The 13,398-nt window shown below is 58.9% G+C and carries 13 protein-coding genes; 9 read left to right on the top strand and 4 right to left on the bottom strand.

Going from position 1 to position 13,398, the window contains the following annotated elements; translation table 11 throughout:
• Positions 1 to 41: 41 nt before the first annotated feature.
• Both GRH90_RS14830 and GRH90_RS14825 read left to right on the top strand, forming a co-directional pair.
• Positions 42 to 1,037, top strand: a complete 996-nt coding sequence (locus GRH90_RS14830) for a 2-hydroxyacid dehydrogenase (protein WP_162366735.1) — start codon at positions 42 to 44, stop codon at positions 1,035 to 1,037.
• A 26-nt stretch (positions 1,038 to 1,063) separates the two neighbouring features.
• Positions 1,064 to 2,263 carry a mandelate racemase/muconate lactonizing enzyme family protein gene (locus GRH90_RS14825; RefSeq protein WP_162366734.1) on the top strand — a complete coding sequence of 400 codons (1,200 nt, stop codon included), beginning with the start codon at positions 1,064 to 1,066 and terminating at the stop codon, positions 2,261 to 2,263.
• A gap of 33 nt (positions 2,264 to 2,296) precedes the next feature.
• Here the strand turns inward: GRH90_RS14825 and GRH90_RS14820 are convergent, their stop codons facing one another.
• Complete coding sequence (locus GRH90_RS14820) at positions 2,297 to 2,626, bottom strand: DHCW motif cupin fold protein (RefSeq protein ID WP_162366858.1); 330 nt, start codon at positions 2,624 to 2,626, stop codon at positions 2,297 to 2,299.
• Between the two features lie 33 nt (positions 2,627 to 2,659).
• Complete coding sequence (locus GRH90_RS14815) at positions 2,660 to 3,298, bottom strand: RpiB/LacA/LacB family sugar-phosphate isomerase (protein ID WP_162366733.1); 639 nt, start codon at positions 3,296 to 3,298, stop codon at positions 2,660 to 2,662.
• A 574-nt stretch (positions 3,299 to 3,872) separates the two neighbouring features.
• Between GRH90_RS14815 and GRH90_RS14810 the strand changes: the two genes are divergently transcribed.
• Entirely contained in the window at positions 3,873 to 4,229 is a 357-nt protein-coding gene (locus GRH90_RS14810) for a helix-turn-helix domain-containing protein (protein WP_162366732.1), read from the top strand.
• A gap of 360 nt (positions 4,230 to 4,589) precedes the next feature.
• Here the strand turns inward: GRH90_RS14810 and GRH90_RS14805 are convergent, their stop codons facing one another.
• Positions 4,590 to 6,164 (bottom strand): hypothetical protein, encoded by a 1,575-nt coding sequence (locus GRH90_RS14805; protein WP_162366731.1) that lies wholly within the window; start codon positions 6,162 to 6,164, stop codon positions 4,590 to 4,592.
• Between the two features lie 176 nt (positions 6,165 to 6,340).
• Here GRH90_RS14805 and GRH90_RS14800 point away from each other — a divergent pair, with 176 nt between their 5' ends.
• The 4 genes from GRH90_RS14800 (at position 6,341) to GRH90_RS14785 (ending at position 11,436) form a co-directional block, all read left to right on the top strand.
• Entirely contained in the window at positions 6,341 to 7,621 is a 1,281-nt protein-coding gene (locus GRH90_RS14800; protein WP_162366730.1) for a Gfo/Idh/MocA family protein, read from the top strand.
• Between the two features lie 359 nt (positions 7,622 to 7,980).
• Positions 7,981 to 8,673, top strand: coding sequence for an ABC transporter ATP-binding protein (locus GRH90_RS14795; protein ID WP_162366857.1), 693 nt, complete (start codon positions 7,981 to 7,983; stop codon positions 8,671 to 8,673).
• A 71-nt stretch (positions 8,674 to 8,744) separates the two neighbouring features.
• Positions 8,745 to 9,677, top strand: coding sequence for an ABC transporter substrate-binding protein (locus GRH90_RS14790; RefSeq protein WP_246236077.1), 933 nt, complete (start codon positions 8,745 to 8,747; stop codon positions 9,675 to 9,677).
• Between the two features lie 106 nt (positions 9,678 to 9,783).
• Positions 9,784 to 11,436, top strand: coding sequence for an ABC transporter permease (locus tag GRH90_RS14785; RefSeq protein ID WP_162366728.1), 1,653 nt, complete (start codon positions 9,784 to 9,786; stop codon positions 11,434 to 11,436).
• Between the two features lie 43 nt (positions 11,437 to 11,479).
• On the opposite strand, the gene GRH90_RS14780 is transcribed toward GRH90_RS14785, so the two are convergent.
• The gene (locus GRH90_RS14780) at positions 11,480 to 11,806 is read right to left on the bottom strand and encodes a glucose PTS transporter subunit EIIB (RefSeq protein ID WP_162366727.1); all 327 of its coding nucleotides are present in this window, start codon (positions 11,804 to 11,806) and stop codon (positions 11,480 to 11,482) included.
• A gap of 328 nt (positions 11,807 to 12,134) precedes the next feature.
• Between GRH90_RS14780 and GRH90_RS14775 the strand changes: the two genes are divergently transcribed.
• Both GRH90_RS14775 and GRH90_RS14770 read left to right on the top strand, forming a co-directional pair.
• Positions 12,135 to 12,656, top strand: a complete 522-nt coding sequence (locus GRH90_RS14775; RefSeq protein WP_162366726.1) for a hypothetical protein — start codon at positions 12,135 to 12,137, stop codon at positions 12,654 to 12,656.
• Positions 12,657 to 12,666: 10 nt separating this feature from the next.
• Positions 12,667 to 13,116: a DUF421 domain-containing protein gene (locus GRH90_RS14770; RefSeq protein ID WP_162366725.1), complete on the top strand. Its 450-nt coding sequence runs from the start codon at positions 12,667 to 12,669 to the stop codon at positions 13,114 to 13,116.
• Positions 13,117 to 13,398: the final 282 nt, after the last annotated feature.

The following is a 13,398-nucleotide window of genomic DNA, read 5'->3' as shown; positions in this document are numbered from 1 at the left end:
CCGTCGCACGGCGTTATATATCAATCAATATGGGAGAACACATGAAGATAGTAATGATTGGCGAAGCCGCCACCCACCGCGATGAGATCGCGGACCAGCTGGATTTTAAGGCCGAGTTCGCGGCGCTCCCCCGGGAAGCCCATGAGTCCGACGCCTGGGACCGGCAGATCGACGGAGCCGACGTCCTGGTTGCCATGCGCTTTCAGCGCCGGGGCGCGCCGCCCCGATTCCGCCTGCTGCACGCGCCGGGCGCCGGCCTGGACGGCATCGACTTTGCCGCGCTGCCGCCGGGCTGTACGGTGTGCAACGTGTTTGAACATGAAATTCCCATGGCGGAATATACCCTGGCCTGCATGCTCGACCATGAGATTGGCCTCGGCGCGGCGCGGGCCAGCTTTGATAACCGGCGCTGGTCGCAAAGCTACCTTGAGCGCAAGCCGCGCGGCGAGCTCAACGGTAAGACAGTGGTGGTTATCGGCTTCGGCCGTATCGGCCAGGCGGTGGCGGCACGGGCGCGGGCCTTCGGCCTGGAGGTGGTTGCCATCTCGTCGCGCGCCATGGACGGCAAGGTGGAAGGCCCGGCGGATCGGGCATTTACCCCACGGCAGCTTAACGAGGTCCTGCCTCATGCTGATTATGTGGTGCTCTGCTGCCCGCTTAACGACGCTACCCGCGACTCGTTCGGCGCGCCTCAGTTCAGCGCCATGAGCCGGGACGCGGTGCTGATTAATATCGCCCGCGCGGCCATCGTCAATGAACAAGCGTTGTACAGCGCGCTCAGCGACCAAAGGATCGCCGGGGCTTACCTTGACGTATGGTATCGCTATCCGGCCGGCGGCGGCGAGGCGGTGCCGCCGTCGTTTTATGATTTCGCCGCGTTGCCCAACGCCTTCTGTACCCCGCATATTTCCGGCTGGACCCAGGGATTGTTCGCCCGGCGCTATGCGTTTATCGCCGGCAATATCACCCGGCAGCGCAACGGTGAGCCTTTGCTCAACGTGGTGCACGACGGCCGCCAGGCCACGTCGCGCCCTTAAATAATGGATGATGATCAAGGCATTATATGAAAATAACCAAAATAGAGACCTTCAGGTTGCATGAGCATGCCAACCTGCTGTGGGTAGAGGTGCATACCGATGAGGGCCAGGTTGGCCTGGGCGAAACCTTCAGGGGCGCTGAGGCGGTGGAGGCCTACATCCATGCCATTTGCGCGCCGATGCTGTTGGGCAAGGATCCGCTGCAAATCGAGCGACATAACAAAACGCTGCTGCGCGGCTATCTGGGGTTTAACGGGTCGGGCGTGGAAACCCGCGCCGCGTCGGCGCTGGATATTGCGTTATGGGATATTTTCGGCAAGGCGGCACAGCTGCCGTTGTACCAATTGTTGGGCGGCTTATGCCATGACCGGATGCGCGCCTACAATACCTGCGCCGGGATTAATTTCAACAGCCGGGGCGAACAGCGCCGCACCATAACCACGGGCGGGACGGCGCCGCGCACCCGCTACGACGACCAGGTGGCCTTTGTCGACTATCCGGACGAGCTGGCGCAAAGCCTGGTTGAAGAAGGGTTTTCCGCCATGAAGATCTGGCCGTTCGACAGCGTCGCGCTACAGAGCGACGGCCAGTATATCGGCGCGCGGGATATCCGCCGGGCGCTGGAGCCGTTTGATAAAATCCGTCGGGCGGTGGGCGATAATATCGAGATCATGTGCGAGTTTCATTCGTTATGGAATACGACCGCCGCGCTGGCGATTGCCCGCGAACTCGGGCAATACAATATTCTCTGGGCGGAAGATCCGATTAAAATGGATTCGCCGCAGGCGCTGGCGGACTATCGGCGCTTATCCGGCCTGCCGGTCTGCGGCAGCGAAACGCTGGCCACCCGCGGCACCTTCCGCGACCTGCTGGCCGCCGACGCGCTGGATTATGTCATGATCGACCTGTCCTGGTGCGGCGGCATCAGCGAAGCCAAGAAGATTGCCGCGCTGGCGGAGGCTTACCAAAAACCCATCGCACCCCACGATTGCACAGGCCCGGTGGTGCTGATGGCCTCGCTGCACCTGGGCCTGTCGTCGCCTAACGCCATTTTCCAGGAGGTGGTCAGAGCCTATCTGGCGGGATTTTATCCCGAATTGGTGACGGTATTGCCCGAACTGCAGCGGGGATATCTGCTGCCGCCCGCCGGCGCGGGTTTGGGAACTGAGCTGAGCGCGGGGTTAAAAGCGCGGCCGGATTGCATAACCCGCAGCTCCGGCCGGTAAGGCGCGGCGACGGGCGATGACAAGCCCGAGCCGTCAGTCGACGATAAACAGGGTGGCGCCCTGGTCGGTATAGGACCGGTGCGCTTCCGCATTATCCGCCACCTGGTAACTCATGCCCGGCGTCAGTGTAAAAACACGCCCATCCGCCAGTTCGGTATGCAGCTCGCCTGACAGGCAAAACAGAATATGCCCTTTTGAGCACCAGTGATCGGCCAGGTAGCCGGCGGTGTACTCCACCATGCGCACGCGGATGTCGCCGAAATGGCGGGTGCGCCAGGAGACCGCGCCGCGCTCGCCGGCATGTTGCGTGGGTTCAATGCGCGACCAATCGGTAGTGCCGAAGGGGATATCCTGTAAGTGCATGGTAGTCATGTTCCGGGCCGGACAAGAAGTCCCTCAGGCTACCAGAGCTTCGATATAGGCGCCAAGGGCTTTATCCCGGCAGTTGGCAAAGAAATATTCCTTGAATTTCTCACCGGCGACGGCGCCTTTAAGCAGATCCTGATCGAGATCGGCCAGGATGGACAACAAATCGCGATAGCTCACCGCTTTTACCGCATCAAGGATCTTTTTATTGCGCTGCTCAGGCACCACGCGCTCTTTCGGATACCCCTGGCCGCCGGCGGTTTCGAACAGTTTCTCGAAAATATACTGCAGGTTGAGCTCCGCACCCCAGCCAAAACCTTTGGCGAACGGCAGGGAGATGGCGTTGCCGTCGTTAATCTGCGCAAACATATAGCCGTCGGCAGGATCGATGGCCAGGCCGCAAATCACGCCCGGGAAAGAGTTGCAGGCAAGCATGGCGCCGGCGCCGGTGCCGCAGCCGGTCACCACGTAGTCGGCCGCGCCGGAATTCAGCAATATCGCCGCCAGGATGCCGTTTTGCACGTAGGTCAGCGTGGCCTTGTCCTCGGCAGAATACATGCCGTAGTTAAACACCTGATGGCCCAACGGCTCGACGACCTTGGCCAGGGTGGCGGCGATCAGCTCGTTTTTGGCGGCCTGGCTGTTTTCATTGATCAGTGCAATTTTCATAAAGGCGTTACCCATTGTAGATGAGAATGATGTGCTGTCATGATAAAGAAACCAGCATCACTATTCAATAAAATGAAATGCTGTTTTACTTTCAATTATGCCACCCCGCCGCCGGCAAAAACCTCGGCGGCGTCACGTTAACCACGAAATTCAGACGACCATGGCCGCTGATGGCGCCAATTTCCGCCTATTGATAATAGGTGCATTCATAATTAAATTATAATTTAATTAATTTCAATAAATGCAATAGTAGCGTGATCGGCTATACTTTTTTGCAACCTTTTTTCGCTCTTATCTCCTGCTAGTGGTATTACTTCTTAAGCGCCCTCTGGCTTTAAGAATTATTTTAATAACTTTCCCATTCCATTAAATGACATGTATCAATGAATTATCAGGGTGTTACCAAGTGAACTGTCTTTGTTTATAAGTCATATGTAACCAGGATGCTATATTACAAGGAAAATTTATGTTTAGATATATAGATTGTGGACTATCAAATATCTGGCTAACTAACGGTTATAAGCATCATAATACTGGCAATAGAAAATTTACCGACATAAAAGATATTGTGGGATTGCATCGATTGATCGCCCAGCAATTAATCAACCGCCACAGTCCGCTTATCTCGTCGGAAATGCGTTTCCTGCGTCATGAATTGAATCTTTCCCGCCGCACGCTCGGCATTAAGCTGGGGGTGGAAATGGCATTCATCGCCCATTGGGAACGCAGCGGTCGACGGCTGCCCCACGTCGCCGACATCAGCCTGAGAATATTATATGCCACGACCCGGATAACGGATCGTGAAACCCATATCTCGATCCATCTTCTCGCCGACGCCGACTACCCTCCCTCGTCCGAGGCCATGATCTTCATCTGGTCCGACGGCGGATACTGGTTATCCTCAGCCGATCCGACGCCGGCCGGCGACTGAATCACCCGTGCCGCCGCCCTGGCCGCGAGCCGTCATCACCGTACCCGCGATAGCGCCCGCCGATCGGGTTCCACCCGCCCTGCCGGGGGGGATAAACCTGGACACGGGTCATGGCATCGTCCGGGGTGGCCCGCGCGTCGGCGAGATTGTGACGAGGCGCATATTTTGCCCCACATTTTACGCCCGCGATCGCCTTTCGCTACTGCCCGCGAGTGACATCCGTCACGATCCTTTCGATGACTTCATGAACCTCATCACACTTTAGACGCTTATGCCGCCGACGGGGGCGGCAGGGGCCAGATGCCAGTGGGCTTTATCCCGCCCGGCGTTTAGCATCGTGACGTCCGCAGCACGCGGGCATCAGCGTAAACGGCACTGTTGCGCCAGGGCGTGCAGCCGGGCCGGATTCATCATCATGCGGAGGTACAGGGGATGGTCATCGGCGCTATCGTCAAGCCAGCGGTCTATCTTGTCCGCGCATTGCCCCGCGGCGGCGATGGCGGTAGCCAGCTCCGCGCGCAGCGATGGGCTGTCGCCATATTTGTCGATAAAGCCATGCAGCTCGAGCAGTTGCCGGACGTGGCCGAACATGCGGGAATACCACTCCGCCCGTTCCCAGGCGGCCGCCAGGTTAGCGCCCATGCCCGCGGGCAGGGCTCCGCCGTGCTCAAGCTGTTGCGCCATATGCCGCAGGTGACGGGCCAAAAACTCCACCTGCTGCCGCTCAAGGCGGATAAGCTCCCGCTGCGCCAGCCCCGTGTCCCGGTCGTCGGCCGGAAACAGCGGCTGGAAAGACGCCCGCCAGTGGGCCCCGTCGGCGCCCGAATTGAGCAAACGCCACGCGTCGTTAATGTCCTGCGGGATCTGGCTGTGGCAATGCATTACCCGCCCCAGCAGATAGGGGGCCTTGCACATCCAGTCATAGCTGGTAAAAAACAGCTGGCGCAGCATTTGGCGCTGGCGGCCGTCCACCGGGCGGGCGCCTTTGGCCTCGAGCCAATCATCAAGCAGCGTGACGGCCGCCGCCGGCTGCGCGTCATTTACCATGCGCGCCAGGCCATAAAGATTGCTTTCATTGACCGAATCCAGCAGCGGGCCGTTGTTAATCCATTCCCAGCTGATGCGCACGCTGATCGCTTCCAGCCGCTCGCCTATCACCGTTTGCACCCAGCCCAGGCGGCCCTGTATTTCATCAATCAACAGGCAGGGCAACAGGGTCCAGCCGTAATCAATGCCCCACAAATCGATATCAATCCACATCCGGCGCCGGTCAAAAGCGCCGATCGCCGGGTTATTGGCAAAACCGGGACGATAGTCCACCGCCGTGGCCTTCAGCGAGGCGCGCACATCCCCCGGCAACCGGGCCAGCGTCTGGTGCAACTGCCGGCGGGGCCAGCTGTCGTCGGTATAATCGCGCAGCGCCAGCTTTTTATTTTGCCGCCGCAGCTGGCGATAGAGCGACAGCAGCGGCGCGTGCCACTGCGTTTCATTAAACGCCGGGGTCTGGAGGCTGAGAATGATGCCGTCAATCAAGGGCAGTTGCGCAAGCGACGCGCTGACCACGTCGGTATAAAAATAATACAGGAATTTTTCACCCCGGCCCGCATCGTCCGCCAGGGACAACTCGGGAAATTTGTGCTCGATGCGGCCGTCTTGTGGAAAGGCTTCACCCTGCAGCCAGACCGTCAGCCGCCGCGCCCGGCACCAGGCGCTCAGGCGCTGCAGGTAAAGCAGCGCGCCTTCCCATTCATGCTGCAGGTTGGCCTTATCCGCGCCCTGGTAATGGGGAGAGGGTTGGGCAAGCAGCGCCAGGATATTTTGTTGATGAATCACCAGGCCGGTGAACCGATATTTTTCCATGACCGCCGCCATTTCCAGGAAATGCGACCAGTGCCAGATAAGCGGGGAGTTAACTTCCAGCAAACATTGCGGCACGGTATTTTCCCTGAAAAGTCGGCTGAGAGGCGAATATAGGTTCCCCGGGTATAAAGCATCCGCTTTAGCCTGTCAATAAGGCGGCCTCGCTTGCTGATGAAATGAGGGTGATCAAATTGACCCTGATGAAATCGGGATTAAATAATCTACAGTGATGATAACGGGAGAATAATAAGATGAAAAAATATGCGTTGGTCGGCACCGGCGGGCGGGCCGGGCTTTATTTACAGGCGATCGCCGGGGAATACCGCAACCGGGGAAAGTTTGTCGCCTTTTGCGATACCAACCGGACGCGGATGGAATACGCCAACCGGTTAATCGGCGCCGAGGGCCATAACAGCGTGCCGATGTACGCCGCAACCGAGTTTGACCGCATGATGACCGAAACACTGCCGGATATCGTCATCGTCACCTCTATCGATCGCACCCATCATCACTATATCGTGCGCGCGATGGAATGGGGCTGCGACGTTATCAGCGAAAAGCCGATGACCATCGACGAGGAGAAATGCCAGGCGATTATCGACGCCATCGGCCGCACCGGCAAAAACCTGCGGGTGGCTTTTAACTACCGTTATGCCCCGCACCATAGCAAGATCCGCGAACTGCTTGCCGCCAGGGTCATCGGCGACGTGTTTTCAGTACATTTCGAATGGCTGCTCAATACCGAACATGGCGCCGATTATTTCCGCCGCTGGCACCGCGATAAACGTAACAGCGGCGGTTTGCTGGTGCACAAATCCACCCATCATTTCGATCTGGTCAATTTCTGGCTCAACAGCGAGCCGGAAACGGTATATGCCCAGGGAGACCTGCGCTTCTACGGCAAGGCCAACGCCGAAAGCCGGGGCGTAACGCAGTTTTATTCCCGCGCGTCCGGCAGCCGGGCGGCGGCCGGCGATCCCTTCGCGTTGCATATGGATCAAAGCGAACCGCTGCGGGAACTCTACCTGAACGCCGAACATGAGGACGGTTATTACCGCGACAAAAGCGTCTTCGACGACGGCATCAGCATCGAGGACGTGATGGGGGTGATGGTGCGCTATAAAAACAAGGCCATCATGACCTACTCCCTTAACGCCTACCTGCCGTGGGAAGGCGTTAACGTGGTGTTCAACGGCAGCCAGGGCCGTCTGGAAATGAAGCTGGTGGAAACTTCGTATGTCAACGGCGGCGGCAAAAAAGAGCTGGAAGGCGTAATTGAGAGCTGCTCCATCCGGGTATTCCCCATGTTCGCCGCCCCCTACGGGGTGCCGGTGGATTTCCTGGCCGGCGGCCATGGCGGCGGCGATCGGGTGATGCTGGCGGATTTATTCGGCACGCCGGCGCCGGACCCGTTAAAACGCGCCGCCACCTACCGCGACGGGGCAATGTCAATCCTGACCGGCATTGCCGCCAACCGCTCGCTGCGCACCGAACTGCCGGTGCATATCCGCGACCTGGCGGTAAAACTCTAGCCGGCCGCCGGCATTAAGGCACCCGGCCATAACCGCGCGCGGCCATCTTCCCGGGCGCGGTTATGGCCATCGGGCGCCGGCATGGCACATCGCAACCGGCGCATTTACCGTTGCGGCAATAAAACCGTCATATTCCCTCTTTATACTCCAGCGAAGATTAAGTCCCAAAGAGGATAACAATATGTACGCCCGCCTGTCCTTAGCGCAGGGGCGAACGTCCGGTCGAAGGTCAGCGCCGGGGGTTGTGCCCTGCGCCCTATTTTCCCCCAGGCATTATGCCCGTAATAGCCCCGCCGCACGCCGATTCGTGCCGGTCGTTCGCCTGTTTTATCGCGCCGGAGTTCCAGCGGGGGTCCATGATGCAAAACATAGCCGATAGCACCGATACGCCCATCGTGATCTGCGGACTGAGCCAGGAGTTTACCGGCCGGCGCGTGTTGCAGGACATCCACCTGCGGGTGCCCGCCGGCACCACACTGGCCCTGCTCGGTCCGTCCGGCTGCGGTAAAAGCACCCTGCTGAAATTATTGGCCGGGCTGCTGCAACCTTCCAGCGGCGAGATCCGTTTCGGCGAACGCCTGATCGCCAGCCGGGAGGTCTGTATTCTGCCCGAGCAACGCGATATCGGCATGGTGTTCCAGGACTACGCCCTCTGGCCCCATATGAGCGTGGCGCAAAATGTCGATTTCCCGCTGCGCATGCGCCGGGTGGCGCGCGCCGAACGGGCACTACGCGTCGCCACCGCGCTCGAGCGAGTCGGCCTGGCCGCCTTCGCCGGCCGTAAACCCTCGGAGCTGTCCGGCGGCCAGCAGCAACGGGTGGCGCTGGCCAGGGCTATCGTGGCCGAACCCAGGGTACTGCTGTTTGATGAGCCGCTGTCCAATCTCGACAGCGAACTGCGCGAATCGTTATGCCGGGAAATGGCCCGACTGCTCCGGCAGTTGGGCATTACCGCCGTTTACGTCACCCACGATCGCAGCGAAGCGCACCAGCTTGCCCACCACATTGCGCATATGGCGCAGGGGCGCATCGTCGATCACCACGCCGTTTGAACCGGGGAAAACCTATGCAACAGATTACCGCCCATTTATTAAGCCGTCTCAGGACAGGAGCCTTAACCACGATGATTGTCGCCACCACCCTTATGGCCGCCGATGCGCAGGCGCTAACCTTATATACCGCCGGCCCCGGCTCCCTGGCGAAAAAGCTGGCGGCCGGGTTCCAGCAGCAGTCGGGGATTAACGTTGATATTTTTCAGGCCACCACCGGTAAGGTCATGGCGCGCCTCGAGGCCGAACAGGCCAATCCACGCGCCGATATCCTGGTTTCCGCATCATGGGACACCGCTGAAGAACTGCAACAACGGGGCTGGCTGCTGGCTTACGACAGCCCGAACGCCACGCAGGTTCCGGCGCAGTTCAAAACCGACTACTACGTGGCGCAGGGCATTTCGGCGCTGGGTATCGTATGGAACAGCGCCAGCGGCACGCCGGAGCCGCATGACTGGCAGGATTTGGCGCAGCCGGCGTTCAAAGACCGGGTGACCACGCCCGACCCGGCGCTGTCGGGCGCATCCCTCGATTTGCTGATGGGGTTGCAAAACGCCTTGGGTGAGAAAGCCTGGGCGCTGTTCGGCCGGTTGAAGGATAACGGGATGATTATCGCCGGGCCCAATGCCCAGGCGCTGACGCCGGTATTGCAGGGCGCCAGGGCGGCGGTGTTCGGCGCGGTGGACTACGTCGCCTACGGCAGCGCGCAGGACGGCGAGTCGGTGAAAGTGATTTTCCCGTCCAGCGGCACGGTTATCGCCCCGCGGCCGATGATGATCCTGAAAAGCAGCGCCCAGCCCGAACAGGCCAAGGCCTTTATCGACTATGCGCTTTCACCCGCCGGACAACAACTGGTGGCCGAAGCGTGGCTGATGCCCGCGCGCAGCGATATCAGCGCCAAACGTCCCTTGTTCAGCGACCTGCGGCTGCTGCCGGCCCAGGGTGCCCAATCCGCCACGCGGGAGACGGCGCTCGACCGGTTCGCCAAACTGTTCGGCCAACGTTGAAACCGTCGCAAACCAGCCGCGGCGACGCCGGGATCGCCATGCGCCCGCAACGCTTCTCCGTGGCTCGTGAAGCGAAACATATTGCCTACACCCTGAGAAGCGCGTTATGCGAAATATAGTGCTGCCGTTGCTGACCCTGGCGGCGCTGCTGGTCCTGGTCGCGCTGCCGGCGCTGTTTGTACTGCTGCAGGCCGTTTTTCCCCAGTTGGCCTCGGGTTCGCTGGCGGGCGCGTTTGGCGCGGTCCCGGCCCTGGCGCGCGATCCCCAGGTGCCGGTGTTGCTCGGCGGCACGCTCAAAACCGGCCTGGGCGTGGCCTTCGCCTGCGCCCTGATCGGCATTCCCCTGGGCGCGCTGCGCGGATTATTTGCCGTGCCGCTGGCGCGCTGCTGGGATGTGCTGATCCTGGTTCCCTTCCTGACTCCGCCTTATATCGCCGGATTGTCCTGGATGCTGGCGTTGCAGCAACACGGCTATCTTGAGCAACTCACCGGCCTGCGGTTGGATCGGGTCCTGTTCAGCCGTACCGGCATGGTCCTGGTCATGAGCCTGAATATTTTCCCGGTGGTCTATTTTGCGGTGTCACGCGCCATGGAGACCGGCGGACATCGGCTGGCGGAAGTGGCGCGGGTCCACGGCGCCGGACCGTGGCGGGCATTTCGCCTAATCACCCTGCCGCTGGCGCTACCGGCTGTTTTTGCCGGCCTGCTGCTGGCGTTTACCCTGGCGATTGAAGAATACGGCGTACCCGCCGCCCTGGGAATGCGCGCCGGGGCGCCGGTATTGACCGTCGCCATTGAACAGCGCCTGGCGGACTGGCCTATCGATTTAACCTCGGCGTCGTTGCTCTCTTTATTGCTGGTGGCGCTGGCGCTGACGGCTTACGGCATCCAGCGCGCTTTGTCCGGCGGCCTGGACGTGGCCACCACCGGCGGTAAACCGGCGGCGATTGCCTCCCGGCCTCTCGGCGTATGGCGCTGGCCGGTGCTGCTATTGTTCGGCCTGGTAACCGGGCTGGCGGTGACCGCGCCGGTGGCAGCCATGCTGGCCACCGCCTTCTCCGGCACGGTTTCGGGCGGATTGACGGCGGCCAACCTGACGTTACGCCATTTCGTCAACCTGTTTGCCCGGCACAGCGAGGCGACCGACGCGTTGGGCACCAGCCTGGGCCTGGCCTTCGGTACCGCGTTGCTGACCGGCGCGGTGGGATTTATGGTTGCCTGGCTGACGTTAAACGCCAGGATGCGCGCCAAGGCATTTATCGACGCGCTGTCGCTGCTGCCGGCCGCGCTGCCGGGCGTGGTGGTCGGCGTCGGCCTGATCCTGGCCTGGAACCGGCGTTTCTGGCCGGTGACGCCCTATGACAGCTGGGTAATCCTACTATTGGCCTACAGTTGCCTGCTGCTGCCCTACCCGGTGCGCTATGCCGGAGCCGCGCTGCGCCAGCTGGGCGCGAACCTGGAGCCTGCGGCCCGGGTGCATGGCGCCACCGCCGGGCGGGCGCTGCGTTATATCGTACTGCCGCTGGTATTCCCGGCGCTGCTGGCCTCGATGCTAATGGTGTTCGCCATCGCCTCAAGGGAACTGGTCACCTCGCTGCTGCTGTCGCCGCCCGGGGTACAGACGGTCTCGGTATTTATCTGGCGCCAGTTCGAACAAGGCTCGGTGGGCGACGGCATGGCGATGGCCAGCATCGCCATGTTCTCGAGTATCCTGGTGATGCTGGCGGCGCTGGGATTGTTGCAGCGCCGGCGCCGCTAAGCCGGCGCGGGCAAAACAGGGATAAGGGTATCAGCCGCGGGGATTATTTTTCCTGGCTGTCGCCAAGGCCGAAACGTTCCGACAGCTCACGGCGCAGGTTATCGGACTGACGGCCGAAAATCGCCTGGACCTCCTGGCCGATAACCACGACGCCGAGCGCGCCCAGATGCTGGATCTGGCCGGTATTCACCTTACCCAAATCCTTGACCTTGACCCGCAGCCGGGTGATGCAGGCATCGACATCGACGATATTACCCTGCTCGCCCAGGGCGGTAATCAAAGAGGCAATATCCGGATCGCGCGGGGCAAGGTTATTCTGGTGCGTTAATTTTTCTTTAAAGAAACGCATAAACTCTTTGATATTGACCATTCTGGTATCCTTATGAAAACTATCGACAGGCGCACGGCGGACTGGTGCGCGCCCCCCGCCGGCATGCGGGCGGGAAACGCATTCGGCACCGACAATATCCTACCGCGATGCCCGGTTGCCGGAAAGCGTGATTAATGTCCCGATCCCCGATTGTGGCCACCGGCGTGGAAAAATGTGATCCAGGCACATTTTCCGACACGCCGTTGCGCGTCGCCCATGGCGCATTATCTTCGGCCAATGGCATTTTTACGCCTATACTTTTCAGGACGTGAAACGTGAGGATAGCGCGGTTATCTTCTTATAATTATCGGCTCTCGAGGTAACGGCGATGGATAACAAGCAAATACCCGACGACTATCGCAACAGGCATTACCCGGTAAAGGAAAATATGCGTTTTCAGCTTTTTGCCTGGAAAATGCAGAAAGTTGGCTTTTTGCTGCTGTTTCTCTTTATTGCCGCAGCCTGCCTGGGACTGTTTTCCCAGGGCGTGCTCAGCAATGCGTCCACTCAATCGGCCAGCGGAAACATGCGGCTCGAATATGACCGTTTTGCCCGCAACAGCACGGATACCAATTTTATTATCCGGGTAAAAATCAACAAGGAGAACCAGCTAACGACGGTTTTTCGCGGCGATCTCCTGGATAATTACGATATCGAATTTATCCAGCCCCTGCCGGACACCTCATTTATCAGTGATAAGGCCCTGACATTAACCCAACCCATCAGCAAAAAGGATACCTGGTACAGTATTTATATGACACTGAAGCCCAATAAAATGGGATATTTCACTAATACCATAACGCTTTCCGATAATGAAAAAATAACGTTTAACCAATTAGTTTATCCCTAGGGAGAACAGCATGGACATGGTATTAAGAGCGGCATTTATCTACCTGATCCTTATCGTCGTATTTCGCATCTCAGGCAGGCGCACGTTGCTTGAGATGAACAGTTTTGATTTTATCTTATTGCTGATCATCAGTGAAGCCTGCCAACAGGCGATCCTGGGCGAAGATTTTTCAGCGATCGGCGCCACGATTTCCATCGTTACCCTGATAGGCCTCGATTTAGTTCTTTCCTGGCTCAAGGATAAATATCATATTGTCTGGCTGGCGGCCGACGGCCCGCCGCTGCTGCTGGTGGACGACGGCAAGGTGCTTGAAATGCGGCTTAAGCGGGTCAAGATCTCCCATGACGACCTGCTGACCAGCGCGCGCAAGTCCGACGGCATCCTGGACTTAGACCATATCCGCTATGCCATCCTGGAGCAAAATGGCAAAATCACCATTATTCCCAAAAAAGATCAATGAGCCAAACCGCTCGCCGGAAGACGCCCCTAATTCCGGCGAATTCCCCCCTCGCCCTGCCCTCTTGCCCGCAGTCGTTCCCGACCTCTATTTTTCGTCAATTAGCACTATTTTTATACTTTTATAATATTTTAATTAAACACAATTAACTACTAATTAAAAATAATCGATAAATAATTTTTATTATAGCGTATTGACAGCAGGTGAATATGTATTGTTATATGAGTTTTTCTTGATCCATAAAATAAAAGCAATACAGTTGATATTTTTATTAACCTCAAAATA

The organism is Acerihabitans arboris (assembly GCF_010131535.1).
Taxonomy (GTDB): domain Bacteria; phylum Pseudomonadota; class Gammaproteobacteria; order Enterobacterales; family Enterobacteriaceae; genus Acerihabitans; species Acerihabitans arboris.
The sequence above is the reverse complement of the archived record's forward strand: the minus strand, read 5'-3'. Positions and strand labels throughout refer to the sequence as shown.

Excerpts from the sequence above, each read along its gene's own strand:
- GRH90_RS14830 (WP_162366735.1), top strand. The coding sequence starts at position 42 with ATGAAGATAGTAATGATTGGCGAAGCCGCCACCCACCGCGATGAGATC.
- GRH90_RS14825 (WP_162366734.1), top strand. The coding sequence starts at position 1,064 with ATGAAAATAACCAAAATAGAGACCTTCAGGTTGCATGAGCATGCCAAC.
- GRH90_RS14820 (WP_162366858.1), bottom strand. The coding sequence starts at position 2,626 with ATGCACTTACAGGATATCCCCTTCGGCACTACCGATTGGTCGCGCATT.
- GRH90_RS14815 (WP_162366733.1), bottom strand. The coding sequence starts at position 3,298 with ATGAAAATTGCACTGATCAATGAAAACAGCCAGGCCGCCAAAAACGAG.
- GRH90_RS14800 (WP_162366730.1), top strand. The coding sequence starts at position 6,341 with ATGAAAAAATATGCGTTGGTCGGCACCGGCGGGCGGGCCGGGCTTTAT.
- GRH90_RS14795 (WP_162366857.1), top strand. The coding sequence starts at position 7,981 with ATGCAAAACATAGCCGATAGCACCGATACGCCCATCGTGATCTGCGGA.
- GRH90_RS14790 (WP_246236077.1), top strand. The coding sequence starts at position 8,745 with ATGATTGTCGCCACCACCCTTATGGCCGCCGATGCGCAGGCGCTAACC.
- GRH90_RS14785 (WP_162366728.1), top strand. The coding sequence starts at position 9,784 with ATGCGAAATATAGTGCTGCCGTTGCTGACCCTGGCGGCGCTGCTGGTC.
- GRH90_RS14780 (WP_162366727.1), bottom strand. The coding sequence starts at position 11,806 with ATGGTCAATATCAAAGAGTTTATGCGTTTCTTTAAAGAAAAATTAACG.
- GRH90_RS14775 (WP_162366726.1), top strand. The coding sequence starts at position 12,135 with ATGGATAACAAGCAAATACCCGACGACTATCGCAACAGGCATTACCCG.
- GRH90_RS14770 (WP_162366725.1), top strand. The coding sequence starts at position 12,667 with ATGGACATGGTATTAAGAGCGGCATTTATCTACCTGATCCTTATCGTC.